Genomic DNA, 22,988 nt, shown 5'->3' with positions numbered 1-22,988 from the left:
AGTAAGGATGAAGTCAGTGTCTAGAGCGGCCCAGGGCCGCGCGGGCCGGCCGGCTGTTGGCGTCCCGGTTTCGTCGGCGACAGGCGGCAAGGTCGGCCCGATGCGGGTCGCGGCCTGTGCGCTGGCGATCACGGCGGCGATCGCGGCGAGCCCCGCGCATGCGCAGTACTACAGCGTGAACGACGGCGGTACGCCGGGCGGGAACAGCACGAATAACGGCGCGACCGGCGCCGGCTCCCTGGCCGCCGGGACGGATGCGACCTCGACCGGGCTTGCGGCGACGGCGGTGGGATCCAAAGCGCAGGCATCGGGAGATTACACCATCGCCATCGGCGAGCAGGCGCTGGCGACTGGCGAGAATAGCGTGTCGATCGGAAGAGGCGCTGGCACTCTCTCGCATGCCTCAAGGGACAACGTCGCGGTGGGCACGATGGCGGGTAACACGATGCAGGGCGAGGGCAACGCGGCAGTTGGCACGGGTGCTGGGGCGATCGTGCAGGGCAACCACAACACGGCGACGGGCAACACCAGTGGCGTCTCGGTGACGGGCAGCTACAACAGCGCCTTTGGACACAGCGCGGGGATAGCCGTCTACGGGGATAGCAACACGGCGATAGGCACGAGTGCCGGCATCGGCGTTGGTCGCATCGGGGCGCCGGTACTCAACAACGCGGCGTTTGGCGCCCTGGCTGGCAACGGCGTGTTGACCAGCACCAACGTGGCCATTGGCTACGTCAGTGGCAATGCCGTCTCTGGCGGAGACAACAACGTCTCGATCGGTACCTATTCCGGTACAGCAGTGGCCGGCGGCAACAACGTGAGCATCGGCTCCCGGGCGGGGCTGTACGCGACGGGCAACAACAATATCGCGATCGGCATGGACGCGGGCAGTTCCATAGGCTCGTCGGCCGCGCCGGTCAACGACGCGATTGCCTTCGGCAACGCGGCCCAGGCCACGCAGAGCACCGGCGTTGCGCTGGGTTATCAATCGAGCGCGACGACGGTCGGCGGGGTCGCGCTGGGGGCCGGCTCGGTGGCCGACCGGGCTGCCGGCGCCTACGTGGATCCGGTCAGCGGCAACGGCTTCACGACGACGGCCGGCGCGGTGTCGGTCGGCGCGGCGGGCGGGGCGCGGCAGGTCATCAACGTCGCGCCCGGCGTGCAGATCACCGACGCGGTCAACCTGGGCCAGCTCCAGAGCGCGGTCAGCACGCTGAACCAGACCATCAACGGACTGCCGCCGGGTGGCGGCGGCAGGACCTGGGCCACAGGCAATCCGACGACCTACACCGCGCCATCCGCAAGCGGCCGGAACGCGACGGCGACGGGCAGCGGCGCGGTGGCATCGGGCGACGCCAGCACCGCGATAGGCGATCACGCCTACGCCAGCGGCGCGAATTCGGTCGCGGTGGGGGCGAATTCGGTGGCGAGCGCGCCCAACACGCTGTCGGTGGGCTCGGTCGGCAATGAGCGCGGCATCAGCAACGTGGCGCCGGGCGTGAACGGCACCGATGCCGTCAACCTGAACCAGTTGAACAACGCGGCGGCGCAGTCGAACCGCTACACGGATCAGCAGATCAAGGGGCTGAAACGCTATGTGGATGGCGGCGTCGCCGCGACGATGGCGGTCGCGGGCCTGCCGCAAGCGACGGAGCCGGGCAAGAACATGGTGTCGATGGCCGGTTCGACGTGGCAAGGGCAGCAGGGCATGGCGATCGGCATATCCCGGGTGTCCGAGAGAGGCCGCTGGATCTACAAGGGTTCGCTCGCGACCAGCACCCGGGGGCACGGCGGCGCGGTGATTGGCGCCGGCTATCAATGGTGAGATCGGGCGCCCGCGCCACTACGTGGCGCGGGCGGATACGGCTGCGCGTTCAGTCCTCGGTATCGAGGTCGTAGAACGTCAGGCCATCCTGATCGATCACCAGCCAGCCGCCGCGCGGCGGCTGGGCGTGGTCGCAGTCCCAGTCGGGCAGCACCCAGCGCTCGCGCTTCTTGCCGTCGACCTCCAGCACGTGGCGGGCCGGGCGGTGCGTGTGGCCATGCACCAGCAGGCTCACGCCCGTGTCGCGGAAGACGGCTTCGATGGCGCCAGGGTTGACGTCCATGATTTCCTGCGACTTCATCTGGTTGGCGGCCTGGCTTTCGCCCCGCGCCTGCTGGGCCATGGCCAGGCGTTCCGGAATGGTCTTGGCCAGGAAGGCGGCCTGCCACTGCGGATCGCGCACCATGGCGCGGAACTGCTGGTACGGGGCGTCGTCGGTACAGAATTCGTCGCCGTGGGTCAGCAGCACCGTGCCGTAGTCCGTTTCCAGCAGGGCCGGTTCCGGCAGCAGCTTGGCGCCGATCGCGGCCGCCAGTTCCTCGCCCATGAGGAAATCGCGGTTGCCGCGCCCCAGCCAGACCGGAATGCCGGCGGCCGTCTCGCGCAGCGCCTTCAACACCGTCGCCAGCCAGGGCGGGGCGACGCGGATCGCGTCGTCGCCGATCCAGGCGTCGAATATGTCGCCCGGCAGCAGCAGCGCGCCCGCTTCCTCGCGCGCGGCCTGCAGAAAGGCCAGGAAGGCTTCGGACGTGGCCGGCGTGGCCGGCCCCAGGTGCAGATCAGAGGCCAGCCAGACCGGGCCGGTCAGGGCGATCTTATTCAAGAACTTCGGCCTTCTCGATGATCACGTCCTCGTTCGGGACGTTCTGGTGGAAGCCCTTGTTGCCGGTCTTCACGCCCTTGATCTTGTCGACCACGTCGGTGCCTTCGGTCACGGTGCCGAACACGGCATAGCCCCAGCCATTGGGCGTGGGGGCGGTGAAGTTCAGGAAGTCGTTGTTGGACACGTTGATGAAGAACTGGGCGGTGGCCGAGTGCGGGTCGCTGGTGCGGGCCATGGCCAGCGTGTACTTGTCGTTCTTCAGGCCGTTGTTGGCCTCGTTCTCGATCGGGGCGTGGGTCTGCTTCTGCTTCATGCCGGGCTCGAAACCGCCGCCCTGGACCATGAAGCCGTCGATCACGCGATGGAACACCGTGCCGTTGTAGAAGCCTTCCTTGGTGTAGGTCAGGAAATTGGCCACCGTCTTGGGCGCCTTGGCGGCGTCCAGGGTGATGACGATGTCGCCTTGGTTGGTGTGCAGCTTGACGCGGGGATTGGTGCTCATGGATTTCGTGCCTTCAGTGGTGGAGGGGGTGGAGGAGGCCGCGGGCGCGGCGCTGGCGAGCGCGGGCGCGACAGCGGCCAGCGTGAATGCGCAGGCCGTCAGGCGCAGCAGGCGCAGGGGAGAATAGCTCGACATCATTTGCCTTGTTTTTCCTTCAACATGGTTTCGACTTCGCGGGCCTTGTCCTGCATGCCCGGCACGCCATCGCTGGCGGCCTGCTTGTAGGTGCGCAGGGCCTGCAGCAATTGCAGGTCGCCCAGGTTGGCGCGCGCCGCGGCGTAGCCGGGATCGGCGCGCAGCGCCATTTGCAGGGCGTCCTGCGCTTTTTCCAATTCACCGCGACCCGCATATAGAGCGGCAAGGTTGTTCCAGGGTTCCGGCAATTCGGGGTAGCTGGTGGTCATCTCGGTGTAGACGTCGATGGCCTCCGCCGTGCGGTGCAGGGCGGCCAGGGCGCGCGCGTGCTGGAACATCAGTTGTACGTCGGTGCCGCGCTGGCCCTTGGTCTCGGCCTGGCGCTTTTCGATCATGTCCAGCGCGGTGGCGTTGTCGCCACGGTTGAGCAGGCGCTCGATATGGTCGGTGACCTGCGACGCGGTCGGCGTCAGGCGGGTGTCGACGCCGGGTTGGACGGCCTTGAGCACGTTGGCCAGGCCTTCCCAGCCGCCTTCGGGGGGATGGGATCCAGGGTGGTGCGGCTGGCGTTGGGATTGGCGGCGCCGCCGCCGGACATGGATTGGGCGAACGAGGGACCGGCCGATCCGCCGGCCAGGGCCAGGGCGATCAGGGCGACGCAGAAACGCGGCTTGATAGTCACGTGGGCATCCGTTAAAAGTCGCGAACCCGCCGCGCTTACGCGCGCGGCCGGGCCGCTTGCTATACTTGTCGGTCGCCATTTTAGCCCCGGAACCGATTCTTGCCGGAAGACCGGGCGGATATGGCGGACAGCCCCCTGGAGATGATCCTCCCGGCGACCTGGAGCACAGGCCGGGGCAGGAGCCGGCGGCTTGCGGCGCGAGATTCTCGAGCGTATCCGTGCCATATGGGGATGCCGCGCCGGAGCGCAAGACCTCGCGGCCATCCCGGAAACCCACACGAACCCAATAGCGCCATGCTGCAAATCTACAACACGTTATCGCGTACCAAAGAACCGTTCAAACCGGCCCAGGCCGGCCAGGTGCGCATGTACGTGTGCGGCATGACCGTGTACGACTTCTGCCACCTGGGCCATGCCCGCATGCTGGTCTCCTTCGACGTGGTGCAGCGCTGGCTGCGCGCCAGCGGCCTGGCGGTCGACTACGTGCGCAACATCACCGATATCGAAGACAAGATCATCCGCCGCGCCGTGGAAACCGGCCGCCGCATCGGCGAGGTCACCGAGTTCTACATCGACGCCATGCACGCCGACGAGCGGGCGCTGGGCGTGCAGAAGCCCGACCGCGAGCCGCGCGCCACGCAGTATGTCGGCGACATGCTGGACATCATCGGCAAGCTCGAACAGAAGGGCCTGGCCTACCAGGCCGATGACGGCGACGTGAACTACGCCGTGCGCGGCTTCGAGGGCTACGGCAAGCTGTCGGGCAAGTCGCTGGACGACCTGCGCGCCGGCGAGCGCGTGGCGGTCGGCTCGGCCAAGCGCGATCCGCTGGATTTCGTGCTCTGGAAATCGGCCAAGTCCGAGGAGCCCGAGGACACCAAGTGGGAGTCGCCCTACGGCCTTGGGCGTCCGGGTTGGCACATCGAGTGCTCGGCCATGAGCAAATCCTTGCTGGGCCTGCCGCTGGATATCCACGGCGGCGGTCCCGACCTGAAGTTCCCCCACCACGAGAACGAGATCGCCCAGACCGAGGGCGCTTTCGGCGGCGTGCTGGCCAACGTCTGGATGCACTGCGGCCCGCTGATGGTGGACTCGGACAAGATGTCCAAGTCGCTGGGCAATTTCCGCACCATCCGCCAGACCATCGCGCTGGACGACGCGCCCGCCGACCAGGCCGGCTATCGCGTCAATCCGCGCGAGGCCGAAATGGTGCGTTTCTTCATCGTGCGCAACCACTACCGCAGCCCGCAGAACTACACGCCCGACAACCTGGTCGACGCGCAGAACGCGCTGGACCGGCTGTACCAGGCGTTGCAGAACGTGCCCGCCGACGGCCAGGGCGTGGACTGGAACGAGCCGCAGGCCCAGGCATTCAAGGCCGCGATGGACGACGATTTCAACAGCTCGGGCGCCGTCGCGGCGCTGTTCGAGCTGGCCTCCGAGGCCAACCGGACCAAGAGCGCCCGCAGCGCCGGCCAGCTGAAAGCGCTGGGCGACCTGCTGGGCCTGCTGCAGCAGGAACCGGCCGCCTATTTCCAGTCGCCCACCCGCTATTCGGCCGTGGGCATGGAGCAGGGCGGCCGCCCGGCGCTGGACGCCGAGGCCATCCAGGCCCGCATCGACGCCCGCGCCGCCGCCAAGGCCGCGCGCGACTTCGCCGAAGCCGACCGTATCCGCGCCGAGCTGCGCGATGCCGGGATCGAGCTCGACGACAAGCCCGGCGGCGTGACGCAGTGGCGCCGGGCCTGATGAGCCGGCAGGAATAAGCCCGACATGTCCACCGCAGATACCCCGATTCCCAAGCCCGACTATTGGGAAGCCGCCGTCGCGCACCTGATGCGCCGCGACCGCATCCTGAAGAAAATCATCCCGCAGCACCCGGACGCCTGGCTGACCTCGCGCGGCACGCCGTTCGTGACGCTGGCGCGCGCCATCATCGGGCAGCAGGTGTCGACCAAGGCGGCCGACGCAGTCTGGGACAAGTTCATCGAAGCCGCTGGCAAGCGCCCCACGCCGGTGGCGGTGCTGCGCGTCGGCATCGACGGCCTGCGGCAGGCCGGCCTGTCGCAGCGCAAGGCCGAATACGTGCTGGACCTGGCCGCCCATTTCGGCGAGCGCCGCGTGCATCCCGAGCGTTGGGCGGACATGGACGACGAAGCCGTCATTTCCGAGCTGGTCGCGATCCGCGGCATCGGACGCTGGACGGCGGAGATGTTTTTGATTTTCAATCTGCAGCGACCCGATATCCTGCCACTGGATGATCCTGGGTTGCTGAAGGCAATCTCGTTACACTACTTCAGCGGCGAGCCCGTCTCTCGTTTCGAGGCCCGCGAGGTCTCGTTGGCGTGGCAGCCCTGGCGTACCGTGGCGACCTGGTATCTGTGGCGCAGTCTGGAACCGGATCCGGTTCAATACTGACGTTCATCAGGCCGCCCATCTACGGAACCACACTACATGCGCAATACTTTCCTGGAATTCGAACAACCGCTCGCCGAGCTTGAGAACAAGATCGAGCAGCTGCGCTACGTGCAGGCCGATTCCGCCGTGGACATCTCCGATGAAATCGGACGTCTGCAGCAGAAAAGCCAGACGCTGGCCAAGGAGATCTACGCCAAGCTGACGCCGTGGCAGACGGCGCTGGTGGCGCGCCATCCCCAGCGTCCCTACACGCTGGACTACGTGCGCGAGATTTTCACCGACTTCCATGAGCTGCACGGCGACCGCATGTACGCCGACGACCAGTCCATCATCGGCGGCCTGGCCCGCTTCAACGGCATGCCCTGCATGGTCATCGGCCACCAGAAGGGCCGCGACACCAAGGAACGCGCCGCGCGCAACTTCGGCATGCCCCGGCCCGAGGGCTATCGCAAGGCGTTGCGCCTGATGCGCCTGGCCGAGAAATTCAACCTGCCCGTGTTCACCTTCGTGGACACGCCCGGCGCCTATCCCGGCATCGGCGCCGAAGAGCGCGGCCAGTCCGAGGCCATCGGCCACAATCTGTACGCCATGGCCGAGCTGAAAGTGCCGGTCATCGTGACCATCATCGGCGAGGGCGGCTCCGGCGGCGCGCTGGCGATCGCCGTGGGCAACGCCGTGCTGATGCTGCAATACGCCACCTACGCGGTGATCTCGCCCGAAGGTTGCGCGTCCATCCTGTGGCGCAGCGCCGACAAGGCACCCGAGGCCGCCGAGGCGCTGGCCATCATCGCCCCGCGCCTGAAGGACCTGGGCCTGGTCGATCGCGTCGTCAACGAACCCGTGGGCGGCGCGCACCGCGACCCCCGCGTCATGGCCCGCCTGCTGCGCCGCGCGCTGGGCGACGCCCTGCGCCAGCTGCAGGGCATGACGCCCGAGCAGCTCGTGGAGCAGCGCATCCAGCGCCTGCTGTCCTACGGCGCCTTCCAGGAAGTGCGCGCCTGATCCGCGCGGGCGCCGGCCTTGTCGCCGGCGCCGCGGCCGAGGTCCACGCGCCCCGTTCCGCCATGAACACGCCGACCGCGCCCGACGCCATGCCCTCGGGCGCGCCGGCTGGTTGCCATCCCCATGTGCTTTCCCCGGCCCTGGCCGAGGCGCTGCGACAGGCGCTGGCCGGCCTGCCCGCGCGCCCGCAGCGCATGGCCGTGGCCGTCAGCGGCGGCGCCGATTCGGCCATGCTGGCGCTGCATGCGGCCGCCATCGCCCGGGAGCAGGGCATCGACCTGCTGCTGTTCCACGTGCATCACGGCTTGCAGGACGCCGCCGATGCCTGGAGTGAACAGACACTGGCGCTGGCCCGGCTGCTGGGCCTGCCGGCGCACGAGGCGCGCGTGACCGTGGCCGAAGGCGCCGGCAAGGGCATCGAGGCGGCGGCGCGCGATGCGCGCTACCGCGCGCTGGCCGGGCTGGCCCGCGAACACGGCGCGCCGCTGGTGCTGCTGGCGCATCACCGGGGCGATCAGGCCGAGACCGTGCTGCTGCGCCTGTTGCGCGGCACCGGGCTGGCGGGCATGGCCGCCATGGCGCCGCTGTCGCGCCGTGACGAGGTGGACTACCTGCGGCCCTGGCTGGACCAGGACCGCGATGACATCCTGCGAGCCTGCGCCGCCTTCGAGGCGGCCACCGGCTGGCGCGCGGTGCAGGACCCGACCAATTCCGATCCCCATTACACCCGCGCGGCGCTGCGCGAGTTGCTGGCGCCGGCGCTGGACGCGCGCTGGCCCGGCTGGCGCGGCATCGTGGCGCGGCATGCGCGCCACATGGCCGAGGCCGCGTCGATCCTGGACGAAGTGGCGCGCGAGGATTTCGCCGCGCTGGAGCCGGGCCCGGACGGCGCCAGCTTTTCGCTGCGCGCGTGGCGCGATCTGTCGCCGGCGCGGCAGGCGCAGGTGTTGCGCTGGTGGCTGGACGCCAATGGCGCGCGCATGCCTTCGGAAGCGCGCATGCGCGACCTGCTGCGCCAGCTGCGCGGCCTGCACAGCCTGGGCCATGACCGCCAGCTGCGCGTCGAGCAGGCCGGCCATGCGATCCGCTGCCACCGTGGCCGGGTCTGGCTGGAGCGTCGCTGAATCCAGGTCGGGCCTGGCTGGAACGCCGCTGTCTCCGGGGCGGGCAGGGCGGTGTTGCGGGTAAACCCGAGGGGAAGCCCCAGGCTGCGCAAATTTTCACCGTGGCGCTAGAATATGAGGTTTTGCCCGTCAACATACTTGGGGCGGGTTCCCAGCCAGAGTACGAGATGTCCCTCATCGTTCACAAATATGGCGGTACTTCGATGGGCTCGGTCGAGCGCATCAGGAATGTGGCGCGTCGCGTCGCGAAGTGGCACGCCGCAGGCCACCAGGTTGTCGTGGTGCCGTCGGCCATGGCGGGCGAGACCAATCGCCTGCTCGGTCTGGCGCGCGAGATTTCGCCCGTGCCGGACGGCCGCGAGCTCGACATGATCGCCGCCACCGGCGAGCAGGCCAGCAGCGGCCTGCTGGCCATCGCGCTGCAGGCCGAAGGCGTGGCCGCGCGCAGCTACGCCGGCTGGCAGGTGCCCGTGCGCACCGACTCGTCCTACACCAAGGCCCGCATCACCTCGATCGACGACGCGCGCATCCGCGCCGACCTTGACGCCGGCCGCGTGGTCATCGTGACGGGCTTCCAGGGCGTGGACGCCGACGGCCACATCACCACGCTGGGCCGCGGCGGTTCCGATACCTCGGCCGTGGCCGTGGCGGCGGCGATCAAGGCCGATGAATGCCTGATCTACACCGACGTCGACGGCGTCTACACGACCGACCCGCGCGTCGTGCCCGAAGCGCGCCGCATGGCGGTCGTGTCGTTCGAGGAAATGCTCGAGATGGCCTCGCTGGGCTCCAAGGTCCTGCAGATCCGCTCGGTCGAATTCGCCGGCAAATACCGTGTGCCGACGCGGGTGCTGTCCTCGCTGACCGACCCGCTCATCCCGCTCGAAGAAGAAATGCATTCGGGCACGCTGATTACTTTTGAGGAAGACGAAAAAATGGAAGCCGCCGTTGTCTCCGGCATCGCCTTCAGCCGCGACGAAGCCAAGATCACCTTGCTGGGCGTGCCGGACAAGCCCGGCATCGCCTTCTCCATCCTGGGTCCGGTCGCCGCCGCCAACATCGACGTCGACATGATCGTGCAGAACCAGTCCGTGGCCGGCACGACCGACTTCTCGTTCACCGTGAACCGCAACGAGTTCGCGCGCGCCGTGGACCTGCTCAAGCGCGAGGTCATCCCGGCCGTGGGCGCCCGCGAGCTGTCCACCGACGAGAAGGTCGCCAAGGTCTCCATCGTCGGCATCGGCATGCGCTCGCACGTCGGCGTGGCCAGCCTGATGTTCCAGACCCTGTCGCAAGAGGGCATCAACATCCAGATGATCAGCACCAGCGAGATCAAGACCTCGGTGATCATCGACGACAAGTACATGGAACTGGGCGTGCGCGCGCTGCACAAGGCCTTCGGCCTGGACCAGGCGCCCGCCGCCAAGGCCTGAGGAACAAGGATCCGGCGCAAATTTTTTTGTGATTCGTACCCGATTCCGGGCAAGGCCCAAAAAAGTCGTGCTAGAATCTCGTTCTCTTCGGAGACGTGCCCGAGAGGCTGAAGGGGCTCCCCTGCTAAGGGAGTATGTGGCTAAAAACTGCATCGAGGGTTCGAATCCCTCCGTCTCCGCCAGACGCCTCTTCGGTCCAGTCTGACTGGATCGAAGACAAAAACCCGCAACAGTGCAAGCTGTTGCGGGTTTTTCTTTTTCAGGCGGCGCTTGCTTGTCCGGCCTGTGGTTCGCGTGTGCCGCGCATGCCTGGGGTTGATGCCGTTGCCAAGGGATCATTCCACATGCGCCAGTGAGTAGATCGAAATCTGCGTGGCATGTGCGAGGCATGCGCGGAGCGCTTGTACGAACCTGTCTGCGCGGCTGTGCAGGTCGCCGTTCCTGCGTCATGACATTGTGCGGCGGCACCAGTCGACTTGCGCAGTTTCCGAAACAACGCTATTATTCAAGGCTTGCTTTGAAACGCGCCCGTAGCTCAGCTGGATAGAGTACCTGGCTACGAACCAGGGGGTCGTAGGTTCGAATCCTGCCGGGCGCGCCAAGCTCTTGAAAAAGAGCCTGGATGCCGAAGCAAGCGCAAGTAGCATGCAATTCGTAGTATGCAATGCGCAATATGCAGTTCGTAGTATGGCAATGCCGTGACGAATTGCCAGAAGTACGGCGAATTATCTGATATAATTTTGCCTCTTTACCGGAGCGCCCGTAGCTCAGCTGGATAGAGTACCTGGCTACGAACCAGGGGGTCGTAGGTTCGAATCCTGCCGGGCGCGCCAAGTCTTGAAAGAGACAGATGAGAAGGCCTTTGATCATTGATCGAAGGCCTTTTTGTTTTGGTTCCTGTCCTTGTCCTTGCGCTGCTCTTGCCGGCCCCGGAGCGCGCGCAGGCGGCGATAGTCAGCTTTCGCGGGCCTCGCGTCCGGAAGGCCGGCCCGAGCCTATCGCTCCAGCGTCTTGCCGTTCGCATCGCGCGATGCCGCGTCGGCTTCCACTTCCAATCCCCACTTGCCCACCGTGTACCAGTCATCGCCCAGCAGTTCGGCCGGATGCATGCTGCGGTCGGAGCCGTTGCCACAGGCCATGGCGTCGGCCGCGCAATAGCGGTCGCAGCCCCAGCAGATGCGCTCGGGGTGTTTGGGATGGAGCGGAAATTTCTTTGCCATGGGGTCTCCTCGTGCTTCATGCGAGCCTGGGGCCACGCGCGCCTTGCGCCATGGCATCCCGGCCTGCTTGCCCCCAGGCTACGCCGGGCATGCGCCGCGCCATTTGCGCTGGCGCAAGGACGCGCGGATTGTGCGCGGGCCGTATGCGGTCCCGCATGCCGTCCATTTGCGAGCCCCGGCCTATCCATGGTATAAACACGCCTCTTTAGCGCGCCCGTAGCTCAGCTGGATAGAGTACCTGGCTACGAACCAGGGGGTCGTAGGTTCGAATCCTGCCGGGCGCGCCACCAATACGAAAGCGGCTTGATGACATTGCGCATCAAGCCGCTTTGCTTTGGGCATTTTGCTTTAGGGCCCAGTCGCGGCGATTTACTTCTGACACGCGCTCTGCCTATAGTGCGCGTCTTGCCGCCGGCTTGCGCAGGGATTCGACATCGCGCCGGCGTTTTTCATCGCCTCCATGACAGGATCGCCGCTACATCCATGAGCCAGCTCGACATCCGCCACGCCAGCGTCGCCGACGCCGCCCGCATCGCGCCCTTGTTCGATGCGTATCGCCAGTTCTATGAGCAGCCGGCGGACGCCGCCGCCGCGCTGGCCTTCATCAGCGCGCGCCTGGAACGCGGCGAATCGGTGATCCTGCTGGCCAGCGTGGACGGCGCGCCGGTGGGCTTCTGCCAGATGTACCCGTCGTTCTGCTCCGTGATCGCCGCGCCCATCTACGTGCTGTACGACCTGTTCGTCGCGCCGGCCGCGCGCCAGAGCGGCGCGGGCCGGGCCTTGCTGCGCGCGGCCGAGACGCATGCGCGCGAGCGCGGCTGCAAGCGCATGGACTTGACCACGGCCCGGAACAACGCCACCGCGCAGTCGCTGTACGAATCGCTGGGCTGGGTGCGCGACGAGGTCTTCTACACCTACACCCGCGACCTGGCGGCCTGACGCCGCGGCGTTGTGTCCGGCCCCGGCGCTTACCAGACCTGGAATACGCGTCCGGTCTGCGCACCTTCCACGCTGCGGCTGTAGGCCAGCGCCACGCGCTGGGCAGGCACCGCCTCGAAGCCCAGGAAGTATGGGCCGTAGCTGCCCCAGGACTCTTGCAGCACGCTGGGGCTGACGGCGTTGATGCGGCGGCCTTGCAGTTCCACCGCCGCGCCGCGCACGAAGCCGTCGATGGCCGAGTTCACGGCCGAGGCGTTGGCGCCGTAGCGGATCGGTTCGGCGCTGACGATGCCGCTGGTCAGCGTGATGGAGCCGCCTTCGTTGAGGTAGTGCTGTCCGATCAGCGCCAGGTCCACCTGGCCCAGCAGCTTGTCGTGCAGGCCGATCTTGAATTGTTCGGCGGTCATTTCCGCCAGGGGGCCGAAATGCAGGCCGCCCGCCGCCGATACGATGGCGTCGACCTTGCCGATGCGCTCGAACAGCGCGCGGATGCTGTCGCTGCGGGTAATGTCGACCTGATGCTGGCCGCTGTTCCTGCCGACCGCGATGATGTCGTGGCGCTGGCCCAGTTCCTGGACGATGGCGCTGCCGACGGTGCCGCTGGCGCCGATGAGTACGATTTTCATGGGATCTCCGTGAGTGTGGTTGCGGGCGCTGGCGGAAGGCCGGCGCATGCAAGCATTCTGGCCGCCCGATTCCTTTCGAAAAATCCTAGAATGGTTGGAATACTTCATACCTGGAGTCAGTAATTCATGGACCGCCTGCTCAGCATGGAAGTGTTCGTGGCCGTCGTGGAGCTGGGCAGCCTGACCGCCGCGGCCGCGCTGCACGAAATGTCGCCGGCCATGGCCGCCAAGCATTTGAAGAACCTGGAGACGCGTCTGGGGCTGCGGCTGATGGTGCGCACCACGCGCCGCCAGAGCCTGACCGAGGCCGGGCAGGCGTACTTCGCGCGCTGCAAGGGCATCCTGGCCGAGATCCGCGATGCCGAGCAGGGCGCCGAGGCCATGCGCGAGGCGCCGCGCGGCAATCTGCGCATCACCTCGACCGTGTCCTTCGGTTCGTTCGCCCTGACGCCGGTCATCGCCGACTACCTGTCCACCTATCCGGACGTGAGCGTGGAACTGTCGCTGAGCGATCTGGTGGAAGACCTGGTCGCCTCGCGCTACGACCTGGCCGTGCGCATCGGCGAGCCGGCGGATTCCGGGCTGATCGCGCGTGGGCTGGGCCGCTATCAGATGATGGTCTGCGCGGCGCCTTCGTATCTGGAGCGCTACGGCACGCCGGCCACGCCCGCCGATCTGGTCCGGCATCAATGCCTGGATTTCTCGTACTGGAGCCGTCGCACCGGCTGGCGCCTGGGCAATGGCGATGGCGGCGAGACGGGCTATCCCAGCGGCCGTTTCGTGTCCAACAATGGTCAGGCGCTGCGGCAGGCGGCGCTGGCGGGATTCGGCATCGTGCTGCAGCCCGAGCTGCTGCTGGCCGATGATGTGCGCGCGGGCAGGCTGACGCCGATATTGCGGCCCTATTGGCCGGCGGCGCGGCCGATCTCGTTGCTCTATCCGAAGGACAGGCAGGCGCTGCCCAAGCTCACCACTTTCGTGAACTTCGTGGTGGCGCGTTTCACGCCCTAGCAGGACCGGGGGTCAGCCGCGTCGTCGGTCGACGGCGGTCAGCGAGGTGCCGCTCTTGAGCAGCTGGTAGGTTTGTCCGCCCAGCCAGGCGACCTTCTCGCCGGAGCTGGTGCGGCAGACGCAATGCGTCCGGGGGTCGAAGCGCGAGGTGCCCATGGCCGAGTAGGCGTCGGGGTCCGAGACGAAGCGCTCGATCCGGTATAGCGTGCCGTCTGGCGCAGTGGCCAGGACGTCGGTCAATCTTCTTGCTGTTCCGAGCATTTTTTCCATCCCCCTCATGCGCGGGCCATTTCCTGCTACGGCGCCGAAACCGTCCCGCCAGCGGACATCAATGCATGTGTCCGCCAAAAGACGAGTCGTCGAGCTGTTCGGGCGATACCCCCAGCGCTGCCGATACCCGCTCCAGGATGATCTGGCGGGGGCGCGGCCGCGGCCGTTCCAGTTCGATATAAATGGAGTGGTCCACTCCCAGCCGGGCAGCCATGTCAGCGGTGCTGATGTTCAGGTGCTCGCGCCAGGCGCGGATCAGGCTCCAGTCGTTGCCGGTTTTCAGGTTGATCACAGCCAATGGTAACTCGGTCCTGGGCGGAGGCGACGCAGCGGGACCCGCCTGCGTGCGGCAGGCGTCCAGCGCGGGCTCGGCGTCAGGATTCTGCTTGCGGGCGTCGCCCTGGGCTTGTTGGGGCCGCACCGCCGTGTAGACCTTGCCGCCATCGACCTGGCGATAGCGGTTGTCGCCGATCCAGGTCAGGGCTTCCCCATTGTCGAGCATGCACTGGCAATCCAGGTGATAGTCGCTGGGAATGCTCTCAAGCTTGGCAATGGTCTCCGTGGTCGTGGCATGCCGCACCACGCGGTGCAGGGCACCGTCGGGCGAGCGCACGAACACGTCGGGAAGTCTCCAGGAAAATGGAATGATGCTCTCCAGGGCCGGATGGTGTCTTGCCACTTTAAGTCCATCGCGAGCGCCCTGGAATTTGGGGTTTCCCCTCGTTTCGTGGCGGCGCGCGCGTAGCGCTCACAGGACTCGGCTACAACTTCACAAATCTTCACCGGCGCGAGGGCTATCATCCCCCGGTCGCCCGTGGAATCGGGCTTGTCAGTCGAGTATTGCAGATGGTCCCGATGCTTGCCGCCGGCCATGTCAACGGCCTGGGCTGGGATGGCGGGAATGCGCGCGGCAGGCGCGCAAGGTCGTGGATCGCGGCCTTGCTGGCCTGCGCCTTGCATGTGGGCATCGGAAGCCTGATCTGGCGCGGCATGACGCCGTCGCCGATTCCGCCGGCCATGCCGTCTGATTCCGAATCCATGTTCGTGGAGCTGCTTGCGCCGCCGACTCCACGCGTCGAGCGCAGCGCGTCGCCACGCGGCGAGAGCGGGCAGGTCGCGGCGCCCGCGCGGGGTTCCGTGGAGACGCCGGCGGCGGATGTGCCGCGAGCGCAGCCCGAACGCGCCGAGCCATCGTCCACGCAGGCGAACACGCAAAAAAGTACGCAGACAAGCACGCAGCCAGCGGCAGCGCGACCTCGCGTCCAGTCCGAGCCTCGCGCGGGCAAGCCGGCTGATGTGCCGTCCGCCGGCGCGTCAGCGCCTGCGTCGCGCGATTTCGGTTGGCAGCCGTCGGACTCGGCCGCGCCCGGCGAACGGCGCGCGCGCGGCGAACCCGTGCCCAGGCTCGCGCCCAAGGCGCCGGCCGAACGCACCGTGCTGTCGCGCGAGATGGAGAAGGCCGCGCGTCCGCCTTGCCGCGATGCGCATGCGTCCAAGGGCCTGCTGGCGCTGCCCTTTCTTTTGGCTGATACGGTCACGGACAGCGGCTGCAAGTGGTGATCGCCGCAGACGCGGCAGGGCACGCATGATGCGCGTGGCTGATAGCCATGCGGGCGCCATTTGCGGATGATGCGCACGGCGTGGCCCGCGTTCGCGGTCGCCGGTTCAGATCCCCGCGCTTTGCAGCAACCTGGGCAGCACGTCGGCGGCCTGGCCGCGCAGATTGAACTTCACGCGCGCATCCATTGGCGTGGCGGCCGGATTGACCTGCGCGACGACGGCGCCCGCGGCCAGCGCGCGTTGCGGCAGCTCCGCGGCGGGATAGACCAGGGCCGAGGTGCCGATGCTCAGCAGCAGATCGCATTGCTCGGCGGCGAGCTGGGCCGCGCGCCAGGCGTCGGTGGGCAGGCTTTCTCCGAACCAGACGACGCCTGGCCGCACGGGACCGCCGCAAGTGGCGCAGCGCGGCGGCTCGATGCGGCGGCCTTCGTCCTGTTCCCCGCTCGGCGCGCCGGACGCGGCCGCGCTGGCGGTCGCGGCGTCGGCTGTCCGGATATCGGCTGCCGTTGTGCCGGCTGCCGCGGCGTCAGCGCTCGCGGGCTCGGCGCGGCTCCAGGGCGCGCGGCAATCGGCGCAGCGCGGCGCGTGCAGGCTGCCATGCAGATGCAGTACTTTCGGACTGCCCGCGCGCTCGTGCAGATCGTCCACGTTCTGCGTGATCACGGTGAGCGCCGGCGCATGCGCGGCCAGTCTGGCGATGGCCAGGTGCGCGGCGTTCGGCCGGGCGCGCAGGGCCTGCTCGCGTCGCCATTCATACCAGCCCCAGACCAGGTCGGGATGGGCGCGGAAGGCCTCGGGCGTGGCCAGGGCCTGCGCGTCGAAGCGCGACCATAGTCCGGTGAGCGCGTCGCGGAACGTCGCGATGCCGCTTTCGGCGGAGACGCCCGCGCCCGTGAAGACCACGGGCCGCCTGCTTTGCCGCAGGGCCTGCGCCAGCGCGGCGGGAATGTCGTGCCGCGGGCCGGTCATCGCGGACGGGCGCAAGCGGGGCGCGTGGGAAAGTCGGTGGCGTGATGCATGTTCAACCTGATCGATGGTTCACTACGCTGCCTGTACGCGGACATGCCTGTCAAGCGGGGGAGCAATCGCCGTGCTTGTTGCAATCGCCGCGACCGGCGCATGGGCATTGCGCCTGCGGGTTCCCGAATCGTGGATACTGCCACCAGGATTTTGGGAACATCAACCGGGCCAGGGCGGATTCGCCCGCCGCGCCCGACCTGGGAGACTAGCAATGCCTGAACCGATCACGGGCCTGGACCGGCTTCGTTGCTTCATCGCCACCGCCACGCGGCTGGCCGGCCCGGCGGGCCTGGCGCAGAGCCCGGCGCTGGAGTCCGCGTTCACGGAGCTGCTGCGGCACGATGACTGGCTGCCCGAGGCCTGTACCGTGCCGCATCCGCAGTATTACCAGCAATACCTGCTGCATTGCGACCCGCTGGAGCGCTTCTCCATGGTCAGCTTTGTCTGGGGGCCGGGCCAGAGCACGCCGGTGCACGATCACGAGGTCTGGGGCTACGTGGGCATGTTGCGCGGCTCGGAGATCAACCAGCGCTACGTGCGCGAGGCGGACGGCGGCCTGCGGTTGGCGGGCGCGGCATCGACCCTGCTGCCGGGCGACGTGGAGCGGCTGGCGCCCGAGGAAGGCGATATCCATCAGGTGTCCAACGCGCATGCCGATCGCGTATCGATCAGCGTGCACCTGTATGGCGGCAATATCGGCGCGGTGTCGCGCCATGTCTATGATCCGGTCACCGGTATGGCCAAGCCTTTCGTGTCGGGCTATTCCTCGACCAGCCTGCCCAATCTCTGGGACCGTTCGCTAGCGGTGCGCGCCGGGCTGGCCGCCTCGGCCTGACAGGCGCCGGCCCAGGGGGCGCGGACCTGTCCGCGCTCCACGTCTCATGCTATGGTCTCGTCCTAAATATTAGGAAATAGACGATATGGACAAGACGCTGCTCAAGGGGCTGATGGTGCTGGAGGCGGTCACCGACGTGGACAATCCGCCGCGCACCATCGATGCGCTGGCCGCCCGCGTGGGACTGACCCGCAGCAATACCCATCGCACGCTGCAGACGCTGATCCATGCCGGCTATGTGATCAAGGACGACGAGGGCGGCGGCTATCGCGGCGCGGTGCGGCTGTTTGAGCTGGCCGCGCGGCAGCTGGCGCAGCTGGACGTGCGCAAGCTGGCCGCGCCCTACATGCGCACGCTGGCCGACCAGACCGGCGAAACCGTGCATCTGTCGGTGCTGGACGGCTTTGACGTGGTGTACGTGGACAAGATCGACAGTCCGCAGCCGATCCGCGCCTATTCCATGATCGGCGGACGCGCGCCGGCCTATGCCGTGGCCACCGGCAAGGCGCTGCTGGCCTATCAGTCCGACGGCTATGTCGAGCGCTATGCGGACCAGTTGCAGCGGCACACGCCGGCCACCATCGTCACCATGCCGCTGCTCAAGGACGAGCTGCGCAAGGTGGTGCGCGCCGGCTACGCCATCAATCGCGGCGAATGGCGCGAAGGCGTGGGCGGGCTGGCCGTGGCGCTGTTCAACAGCCTGGACCAGCCCGTGGCGGCCGTGGGCATCTCCGGGCCGCTGGACCGCCTCAGCGCGGCCCGGATGAAGCAGCTGGCGCCGGACGTGGCGGCCTGTGCGCAGGCGATATCCCAGGGCATGGGGTATCGCGGCGGCTTCCTGGGACAGTAGCGCCCGCGTCCGCCAGCGCGGCGGCGATGCGCCGCGCCTGGTCCCGCGCCAGGCGGGCGTTCACGTCCATGGACGTGGTCCAGAAGTAGGTGCCGCCGGCCAGGCTGCCCAGCACGGTGATCGCGGGTTGCACGACGCCGCCAGCGTCCAGCAGGCTGCCGGTGGCGTAGTCCAGCGCCAGCCCGCCATGCGGATGCGCCTGCCCGTGGCCGTCGCGCAGCAGCGCCGACACCAGGGGATCGGCGGCGCCAGCCGCGTCCACAGAGAAACTGGTGGCGTTGATCAGATAGCGGCTGCGCAGCTCGCGCTCGCCCGCCGGCGTGCGCAGGCGGGTCACGAAGCCGCCGGCGGCGTCATGGCGGCTGTCGACGTAGCCGCTTAGCACCTCGAGCTGGCCGGCGCGGAACAACGCCTGCAGCTTGCGCGCGTTGCGCATCGGAAAGTTGGCGCGGCGCGCCATCCACAGCGCGCGCCATTGCGACTGGAAGCGCGCGCGCTCGGCGTCCGGCAGCAGATGCCAGATCAGGTCCACGGCCGCGTTGGTCGCCGCGGCCACCGCCTGCCATGGGCGCGCGTCGTGTTCGGAACGGCGGATTTCATCGTCCAGCGCGGCCCGCGCGTCGCCATCGACGCCCAGGATGTCCTCGGCGTCGACCGCGCCGCCCAGCGCCCGCACTTCGCGGCCCAGCGCCGCGGCGATCCGTTCCAGCGTCAGCGCGCCGCCGTGCGCGTGCGCCAGCGCCTGCGCGCCATCGCGGCTCAGTTCGGTCAGGCCCCGCGGCGGCGGCCGGTTATGCGGGCTGCGCACCGAGGGCAGCCGGCCATTGCGCGACACGCAGATGAGCGGACCGCGATGCCCGGCCTGCTGCAGCGCGACCACGGCGTCGACCGCGCTCAGGCTGGTGCCGATCACGCAGACCGTGGCGTCGGCGGCGATGCCGGCCGCCAGCTCGCTGACCGGATAGGGGCTGTTGAAGTAGCCGGGCGCGGCTGCCAGCGCCGGGAAGGCGCGCGAGGGCAGGTTGCCGTTGCACAACGCCACGCGGCGCGCCACACAGGGCTGCCCCGATTCCGCCAACACCCGCACGCGTCCATTGGCCAGCGGCGTGACGCCGGCGACGCGCGCGCGCACGTGTTCCAGCGTCACGCCCCGGCTTGGCGCCAGCGCGCGCGCCCGCTCGTAGGCGTCGGCCATGTAGGCGCCGAACAGCGGCCGGGGCAGGAAATCGCCCGGATCGATCGCGCCTTCCACCCCGTGGCCGGCCAGCCAGGCGGGATCCTGGCGCCGCAGCCAGCCCACGAAGTCCAGGCGCTCGTCGGCCAGCGCCGACATATTGCCGGCCGGGATATTGAGCAGGTTGCTGCGCAGGTCGTCCTGGTAGGCGCCGCCCGGCCCGGGGCACTCCTGCGGTTCGTACAGCCGCAAGCTGAGCGGCCGGCCGCCGCCGGCGGGCAGCGACAGCAGGAACTGGAGCAGCAGGCTGACGCCGACCGATCCACCGCCGATGATGGCCAGGTCGACGGCCTGTGCGTCATGCGTGTCGGGGGCGGCCGTCATTTGGCCGCCGACAGGCGCACGACCTCGGCCCAGCGGGCAGTCTCCTGCTGCAACATGCGGCGGGTGTCGGCCGGCGACGTGGCGACGGCGTCGGCGCCGAGCTTCTGCGCCGCCTGCTTCACGGATTCCATCGCGGCGGCCTTTTGCATGCCGGCCGAGAGCTTGTCCACGATGGCGGCCGGCGTGCCAGCCGGCGCCAGCAGGGCATAGGTGGTGGCCACCGAGTAGTCCTTCACGCCCTGTTCGATCAGCGTGGGCAGCTCGGGCAATGCGGCGGCGCGCGTGGGCGTGGTCACGGCCAGCAGCCGGATCTTGCCGCTGGCGGCCTGCGGCAGCAGCGCGGGCAGGGTCTCGATGACCATGTCGATCTGGCCGCCCAGCAGGTCCGTGATGGCCGGCCCGCTGCCGCGGTACGGCACGTGCATCAACCGCGTGCCGGTGACCACCTGGAACAGTTCGCCGGCCATGTGCTGCGAGGTGCCCGGCCCGGCCGAGCCGTAGGTGATGGACCCAGGCTTGGCCTTGGCCAGCGCGATCAGCTCCTGCACGTTGCGCGCCGGCACCTTGCTGTTGACCGCCAGCGCCATGGGCATGCTGGTCGCCATCGACACGCCGACGAAGGCCGTGCCGAAGTCATAGCCGGGCTTGTCGGGCATGGCGGCGTGGATCGCATGGCTGCCCACCGCGCCCATCAGCAGCGTGTAGCCGTCGGGAGCCGACTTGGCCACGTACTCCGCGCCGATCTCGCCGCCGGCGCCGGCCTTGTTCTCGACCACCACGCTCTGGCCCAGATAGTCGCCCAGGTGCTGGGCGTAGATGCGCGCGGCGGCGTCGGTGGCGCCGCCGGGCGGGAAGGGCACGACCATGCGCACGGGCTTGCCTGGCCAGGCGTCGGCCGCCTGCGAGGGGCCGGCCGCCAGTCCCAGCGCCAGGGCGGCAGCGGCGAATACGGCGAGTGTTCTCATGACTGTCTCCTTGGGGGATGCGGACCTGCCTGCTCGGGGTGGGTTCTTATATGTCCTAAAAAATAGGACTTGAATTCCAATAAATGGTTTACCTAGAATTCCACACGGTGATATGCTGGTCAACGATTAAGCAATGGACCTAGGGAATGTTCTAGGTTTCATAGGGACGCCCGGCACGGCCAGGCAAGCGGGACGCTCATGGTGCCATTGCCGGATTCGCCGCTATAGATTATTTTTCGTATCCCAAATATTGAATTTTCATAACGAGAGGTCAGACATGACACCCAGCTCGGCACTGGCCGGCATCACGGTGCTGGAGATTTGCAATGTGGCGGCGGGGCCGTTCTGCGGCATGCTGCTGGCGGACATGGGCGCCGACGTGATCAAGGTCGAGAACCCGGACGGCGGCGACACGCTGCGCAGCTGGCCGCCGATCTCCGACGGCTACAGCGAGAACTTCGCCTCGCTCAATCGCAACAAGCGCTCCGTGACCTTGAATCTGAAAGACCCCGGGGACCTGGAGCTGGCGCGCGAGCTGGCGCTCACCGTCGATGTGCTGATCGAAAACAACCGTCCCGGCGTGATGGACCGCCTGGGCCTGGGCTACGAGGCATTGAAGGCGCGCAATCCCCGGCTGGTGTATTGCTCGATCTCGGCCTACGGACAGTCTGGCCCGCGCGCGCAGGAAGGCGGCTTCGACCTCACCATCCAGGCCATGAGCGGCATCATGAGCGTCACCGGCGAGGCCGGCGGCGAACCCGTCAAATGCGGCGTGCCGCTGGCGGACTTCTCGGCCGGGCTGTACGGCGCCTTCGCCATCGCCTCGGCGCTGCGCGCCGCGCAGGCCAGCGGGCAGGGCGCGCACATCGACGTGCCCATGCTGGGCGCCACGCTGGGCATCGCCGCGCTGCAGACCTCCGAGTTCTTCGGCAGCGGGCGCGATCCGGTCAAGCTCGGCTCCGCCCATCCGCGCAACGCGCCCTACCAGGCGTTCCGCTGCAAGGGCGGGTACTTCGGCATGGCCGCCGGCAACCAGGCGCTGTGGAAGAGCGTGTGCGAGGTGGTTGGCCGCGATGACCTGCTGGCCGACGCCCGTTTCGCCGACACCAGCCTGCGCGCCCGCAACCAGGACGCGCTGCGCGAGATCCTGGAAGCCATCTTCGCCGGCGACGAGGCCGCGTCCTGGCTGGCGCGCTTTCGCGAGGCGGGCGTCCCCTGCGCGCCGATCAACACCTATTCGGAAGTGCTGGCCGATCCGCAGGTCGAGCACATGGGCTGGGTGCAGCCGCTGGAACTGCCCAACGGCGTGCGCACGCGCACCTTCGGCCTGCCGGTGCGCTTCGACGGACAGACCACGGCGCTGCGTCGCCGCCCGCCAGCGCTGGGCGAGCACAACGAGGAAGTGCTGGGCGCGCTGCGCGCGCGGCGCAAGGAGCCGGCATGAGCGACATCACGGAAACGGACGGCCTGCGGGTCGAGCGGCGCGGCGCGCTGCATCTGCTGACGCTGGCACGGCCCGACAAGATGAACGCACTGTCGGCCGGGCTGGTCGAGGCGCTGATCGCGGCGGTGGACCGGGCGCAGGCCGAGCAGGCGCGCGCCATCGTGTTCCAGGGCGAGGGCCGCAATTTCAGCGCGGGCTTCGACTTCGGCGATTGGGAATCGCAGAGCGAGGGCGACCTGCTACTGCGCTTCGTGCGCATCGAGATGCTGCTGCAGCGCGTGGCGGCCACGCCCTGCCTGACGGTGGCGCTGGCGCATGGCCGCAACTTCGGCGCCGGCGTGGATCTGTTCGGCGCCTGCAAGTGGCGGCTGGCCGCGCCCGAGGCCAGCTTCCGCATGCCGGGACTGAAGTTCGGGCTGGTGCTGGGCACGCGGCGCTTCGCCGCGCTGGTGGGCGCCGAGCGCGCGCGCACCATCCTGGAACAGGCCGCGACCTTCGACGCCGAAGCGGCTTTGCGCGACGGCTTCGTCAGCCGGCTGGCGAAGCAAGACGAATGGCCGGCGGCGGCCGATGAGGCGCTGGCCGTCGCGTCCGCGCTGACCGATGCGAGCCGCGCGCAGCTGTACGCCGCGCTGTCGCTTGAGGCGCCGGACGCCGACCTGGCGCGGCTGACGCGCTCGGCCGCCGAGCCGGGGCTCAAGGCCCGCGTGGCCGCCTATTTGCAGGCCCGCTAGCCGCGCGGCGGG

22 protein-coding genes, 4 tRNA genes and 1 pseudogene are annotated in these 22,988 nt (G+C 68.3%); 17 read left to right on the top strand and 10 right to left on the bottom strand.

Annotated elements, in window-relative coordinates:
* Positions 1–7 precede the first annotated feature (7 nt).
* Positions 8–1,825 carry a YadA family autotransporter adhesin gene (locus C2U31_RS26360; protein ID WP_158658466.1) on the top strand — a complete coding sequence of 606 codons (1,818 nt, stop codon included), beginning with the start codon at positions 8–10 and terminating at the stop codon, positions 1,823–1,825.
* A gap of 49 nt (positions 1,826–1,874) precedes the next feature.
* Here the strand turns inward: C2U31_RS26360 and C2U31_RS26355 are convergent, their stop codons facing one another.
* The 3 genes and pseudogenes from C2U31_RS26355 to C2U31_RS26345 form a co-directional block, all read right to left on the bottom strand.
* Complete coding sequence (locus C2U31_RS26355; RefSeq protein ID WP_103275499.1) at positions 1,875–2,648, bottom strand: UDP-2,3-diacylglucosamine diphosphatase; 774 nt, start codon at positions 2,646–2,648, stop codon at positions 1,875–1,877.
* Positions 2,641–3,150: a peptidylprolyl isomerase gene (locus tag C2U31_RS26350; protein WP_103276590.1), complete on the bottom strand. Its 510-nt coding sequence runs from the start codon at positions 3,148–3,150 to the stop codon at positions 2,641–2,643. The genes C2U31_RS26355 and C2U31_RS26350 overlap by 8 nt, the downstream gene beginning before the upstream one ends.
* A 134-nt stretch (positions 3,151–3,284) precedes the next feature.
* A pseudogene (locus C2U31_RS26345) lies at positions 3,285–3,967 on the bottom strand (tetratricopeptide repeat protein).
* Positions 3,968–4,261: 294 nt separating this feature from the next.
* Between C2U31_RS26345 and cysS the strand changes: the two are divergent.
* From cysS to C2U31_RS26305, 8 genes are all read left to right on the top strand, one after another.
* Positions 4,262–5,716 (top strand): cysteine--tRNA ligase, encoded by a 1,455-nt coding sequence (gene cysS / locus C2U31_RS26340; protein WP_103275498.1) that lies wholly within the window; start codon positions 4,262–4,264, stop codon positions 5,714–5,716.
* A gap of 24 nt (positions 5,717–5,740) precedes the next feature.
* Complete coding sequence (locus tag C2U31_RS26335; RefSeq protein WP_103275497.1) at positions 5,741–6,385, top strand: DNA-3-methyladenine glycosylase; 645 nt, start codon at positions 5,741–5,743, stop codon at positions 6,383–6,385.
* Between the two features lie 36 nt (positions 6,386–6,421).
* Positions 6,422–7,387: an acetyl-CoA carboxylase carboxyltransferase subunit alpha gene (locus C2U31_RS26330; RefSeq protein WP_103275496.1), complete on the top strand. Its 966-nt coding sequence runs from the start codon at positions 6,422–6,424 to the stop codon at positions 7,385–7,387.
* 152 nt (positions 7,388–7,539) lie between these two features.
* Positions 7,540–8,511 (top strand): tRNA lysidine(34) synthetase TilS, encoded by a 972-nt coding sequence (gene tilS / locus C2U31_RS26325; protein ID WP_369869798.1) that lies wholly within the window; start codon positions 7,540–7,542, stop codon positions 8,509–8,511.
* 167 nt (positions 8,512–8,678) lie between these two features.
* Positions 8,679–9,944 carry an aspartate kinase gene (locus tag C2U31_RS26320; protein WP_103275495.1) on the top strand — a complete coding sequence of 422 codons (1,266 nt, stop codon included), beginning with the start codon at positions 8,679–8,681 and terminating at the stop codon, positions 9,942–9,944.
* 89 nt (positions 9,945–10,033) lie between these two features.
* Positions 10,034–10,126, top strand: a tRNA-Ser gene (locus C2U31_RS26315).
* Between the two features lie 342 nt (positions 10,127–10,468).
* Positions 10,469–10,545: transfer RNA gene (locus C2U31_RS26310), tRNA-Arg, on the top strand.
* A gap of 155 nt (positions 10,546–10,700) precedes the next feature.
* Positions 10,701–10,777 (top strand) — tRNA-Arg (locus tag C2U31_RS26305).
* Between the two features lie 162 nt (positions 10,778–10,939).
* Here C2U31_RS26305 and C2U31_RS26300 read toward each other — a convergent pair.
* Positions 10,940–11,164 carry a DUF3079 domain-containing protein gene (locus tag C2U31_RS26300; RefSeq protein ID WP_103275494.1) on the bottom strand — a complete coding sequence of 75 codons (225 nt, stop codon included), beginning with the start codon at positions 11,162–11,164 and terminating at the stop codon, positions 10,940–10,942.
* Between the two features lie 210 nt (positions 11,165–11,374).
* Between C2U31_RS26300 and C2U31_RS26295 the strand changes: the two genes are divergently transcribed.
* Positions 11,375–11,451: transfer RNA gene (locus tag C2U31_RS26295), tRNA-Arg, on the top strand.
* A gap of 196 nt (positions 11,452–11,647) precedes the next feature.
* Entirely contained in the window at positions 11,648–12,103 is a 456-nt protein-coding gene (locus tag C2U31_RS26290) for a GNAT family N-acetyltransferase (RefSeq protein WP_158658465.1), read from the top strand.
* A gap of 29 nt (positions 12,104–12,132) precedes the next feature.
* Here the strand turns inward: C2U31_RS26290 and C2U31_RS26285 are convergent, their stop codons facing one another.
* Complete coding sequence (locus C2U31_RS26285) at positions 12,133–12,729, bottom strand: short chain dehydrogenase (RefSeq protein WP_103275492.1); 597 nt, start codon at positions 12,727–12,729, stop codon at positions 12,133–12,135.
* A gap of 126 nt (positions 12,730–12,855) precedes the next feature.
* Between C2U31_RS26285 and C2U31_RS26280 the strand changes: the two genes are divergently transcribed.
* Positions 12,856–13,740 carry a LysR family transcriptional regulator gene (locus tag C2U31_RS26280; protein WP_103275491.1) on the top strand — a complete coding sequence of 295 codons (885 nt, stop codon included), beginning with the start codon at positions 12,856–12,858 and terminating at the stop codon, positions 13,738–13,740.
* Positions 13,741–13,752: 12 nt separating this feature from the next.
* On the opposite strand, the gene C2U31_RS26275 is transcribed toward C2U31_RS26280, so the two are convergent.
* A complete protein-coding gene (locus C2U31_RS26275; protein ID WP_103275490.1) occupies positions 13,753–13,980 on the bottom strand; it encodes a hypothetical protein in 228 nt (75 codons plus the stop codon).
* Between the two features lie 88 nt (positions 13,981–14,068).
* On the bottom strand, positions 14,069–14,668 hold the full coding sequence (locus C2U31_RS26270; RefSeq protein WP_103276588.1) for a helix-turn-helix domain-containing protein: 600 nt from the start codon (positions 14,666–14,668) through the stop codon (positions 14,069–14,071).
* Positions 14,669–14,856: 188 nt separating this feature from the next.
* Here C2U31_RS26270 and C2U31_RS26265 point away from each other — a divergent pair, with 188 nt between their 5' ends.
* The gene (locus C2U31_RS26265) at positions 14,857–15,570 is read left to right on the top strand and encodes a hypothetical protein (protein WP_158658464.1); all 714 of its coding nucleotides are present in this window, start codon (positions 14,857–14,859) and stop codon (positions 15,568–15,570) included.
* 105 nt (positions 15,571–15,675) lie between these two features.
* Here the strand turns inward: C2U31_RS26265 and C2U31_RS26260 are convergent, their stop codons facing one another.
* The gene (locus tag C2U31_RS26260; protein ID WP_103275488.1) at positions 15,676–16,539 is read right to left on the bottom strand and encodes an NAD-dependent deacylase; all 864 of its coding nucleotides are present in this window, start codon (positions 16,537–16,539) and stop codon (positions 15,676–15,678) included.
* Positions 16,540–16,801: 262 nt separating this feature from the next.
* Here C2U31_RS26260 and C2U31_RS26255 point away from each other — a divergent pair, with 262 nt between their 5' ends.
* Both C2U31_RS26255 and C2U31_RS26250 read left to right on the top strand, forming a co-directional pair.
* Positions 16,802–17,425, top strand: coding sequence for a cysteine dioxygenase (locus C2U31_RS26255; protein ID WP_103275487.1), 624 nt, complete (start codon positions 16,802–16,804; stop codon positions 17,423–17,425).
* 85 nt (positions 17,426–17,510) lie between these two features.
* Positions 17,511–18,275: an IclR family transcriptional regulator gene (locus C2U31_RS26250; RefSeq protein ID WP_103275486.1), complete on the top strand. Its 765-nt coding sequence runs from the start codon at positions 17,511–17,513 to the stop codon at positions 18,273–18,275.
* Here C2U31_RS26250 and C2U31_RS26245 read toward each other — a convergent pair.
* Positions 18,175–19,833: an FAD/NAD(P)-binding protein gene (locus C2U31_RS26245; RefSeq protein ID WP_103275485.1), complete on the bottom strand. Its 1,659-nt coding sequence runs from the start codon at positions 19,831–19,833 to the stop codon at positions 18,175–18,177. The two genes, C2U31_RS26250 and C2U31_RS26245, sit on opposite strands and share 101 nt — an antisense overlap.
* Entirely contained in the window at positions 19,830–20,798 is a 969-nt protein-coding gene (locus C2U31_RS26240; protein WP_103275484.1) for a tripartite tricarboxylate transporter substrate binding protein, read from the bottom strand. The genes C2U31_RS26245 and C2U31_RS26240 overlap by 4 nt, the downstream gene beginning before the upstream one ends.
* Before the next feature lie 277 nt (positions 20,799–21,075).
* On the opposite strand from C2U31_RS26240, the gene C2U31_RS26235 reads away from it, so the two are divergent.
* Together C2U31_RS26235 and C2U31_RS26230 are read left to right on the top strand one after the other, a co-directional pair.
* Entirely contained in the window at positions 21,076–22,242 is a 1,167-nt protein-coding gene (locus C2U31_RS26235; protein ID WP_103275483.1) for a CaiB/BaiF CoA-transferase family protein, read from the top strand.
* Complete coding sequence (locus C2U31_RS26230; RefSeq protein ID WP_103275482.1) at positions 22,239–22,976, top strand: enoyl-CoA hydratase/isomerase family protein; 738 nt, start codon at positions 22,239–22,241, stop codon at positions 22,974–22,976. Before C2U31_RS26235 ends, C2U31_RS26230 begins: the two co-directional genes overlap by 4 nt.
* Positions 22,977–22,988: the final 12 nt, after the last annotated feature.

The organism is Achromobacter sp. AONIH1 (genome assembly GCF_002902905.1).
Lineage (GTDB): Bacteria > Pseudomonadota > Gammaproteobacteria > Burkholderiales > Burkholderiaceae_B > Achromobacter.
Note: the sequence above shows the minus strand (reverse complement) of the source record. Positions and strands in the feature narration are given on the sequence as shown.

Bases quoted from the DNA above. Each gene is read 5' to 3' on its own strand.
- C2U31_RS26250 (WP_103275486.1), top strand. From the start codon at position 17,511: ATGGACAAGACGCTGCTCAAGGGGCTGATGGTGCTGGAGGCGGTCACC.
- C2U31_RS26335 (WP_103275497.1), top strand. From the start codon at position 5,741: ATGTCCACCGCAGATACCCCGATTCCCAAGCCCGACTATTGGGAAGCC.
- C2U31_RS26320 (WP_103275495.1), top strand. From the start codon at position 8,679: ATGTCCCTCATCGTTCACAAATATGGCGGTACTTCGATGGGCTCGGTC.
- C2U31_RS26280 (WP_103275491.1), top strand. From the start codon at position 12,856: ATGGACCGCCTGCTCAGCATGGAAGTGTTCGTGGCCGTCGTGGAGCTG.
- cysS (WP_103275498.1), top strand. From the start codon at position 4,262: ATGCTGCAAATCTACAACACGTTATCGCGTACCAAAGAACCGTTCAAA.
- C2U31_RS26330 (WP_103275496.1), top strand. From the start codon at position 6,422: ATGCGCAATACTTTCCTGGAATTCGAACAACCGCTCGCCGAGCTTGAG.
- C2U31_RS26260 (WP_103275488.1), bottom strand. From the start codon at position 16,539: ATGACCGGCCCGCGGCACGACATTCCCGCCGCGCTGGCGCAGGCCCTG.
- C2U31_RS26240 (WP_103275484.1), bottom strand. From the start codon at position 20,798: ATGAGAACACTCGCCGTATTCGCCGCTGCCGCCCTGGCGCTGGGACTG.
- C2U31_RS26255 (WP_103275487.1), top strand. From the start codon at position 16,802: ATGCCTGAACCGATCACGGGCCTGGACCGGCTTCGTTGCTTCATCGCC.
- C2U31_RS26360 (WP_158658466.1), top strand. From the start codon at position 8: ATGAAGTCAGTGTCTAGAGCGGCCCAGGGCCGCGCGGGCCGGCCGGCT.
- C2U31_RS26230 (WP_103275482.1), top strand. From the start codon at position 22,239: ATGAGCGACATCACGGAAACGGACGGCCTGCGGGTCGAGCGGCGCGGC.
- C2U31_RS26245 (WP_103275485.1), bottom strand. From the start codon at position 19,833: ATGACGGCCGCCCCCGACACGCATGACGCACAGGCCGTCGACCTGGCC.
- C2U31_RS26290 (WP_158658465.1), top strand. From the start codon at position 11,648: ATGAGCCAGCTCGACATCCGCCACGCCAGCGTCGCCGACGCCGCCCGC.
- C2U31_RS26235 (WP_103275483.1), top strand. From the start codon at position 21,076: ATGACACCCAGCTCGGCACTGGCCGGCATCACGGTGCTGGAGATTTGC.
- C2U31_RS26300 (WP_103275494.1), bottom strand. From the start codon at position 11,164: ATGGCAAAGAAATTTCCGCTCCATCCCAAACACCCCGAGCGCATCTGC.
- C2U31_RS26265 (WP_158658464.1), top strand. From the start codon at position 14,857: ATGGTCCCGATGCTTGCCGCCGGCCATGTCAACGGCCTGGGCTGGGAT.
- C2U31_RS26285 (WP_103275492.1), bottom strand. From the start codon at position 12,729: ATGAAAATCGTACTCATCGGCGCCAGCGGCACCGTCGGCAGCGCCATC.
- C2U31_RS26350 (WP_103276590.1), bottom strand. From the start codon at position 3,150: ATGAGCACCAATCCCCGCGTCAAGCTGCACACCAACCAAGGCGACATC.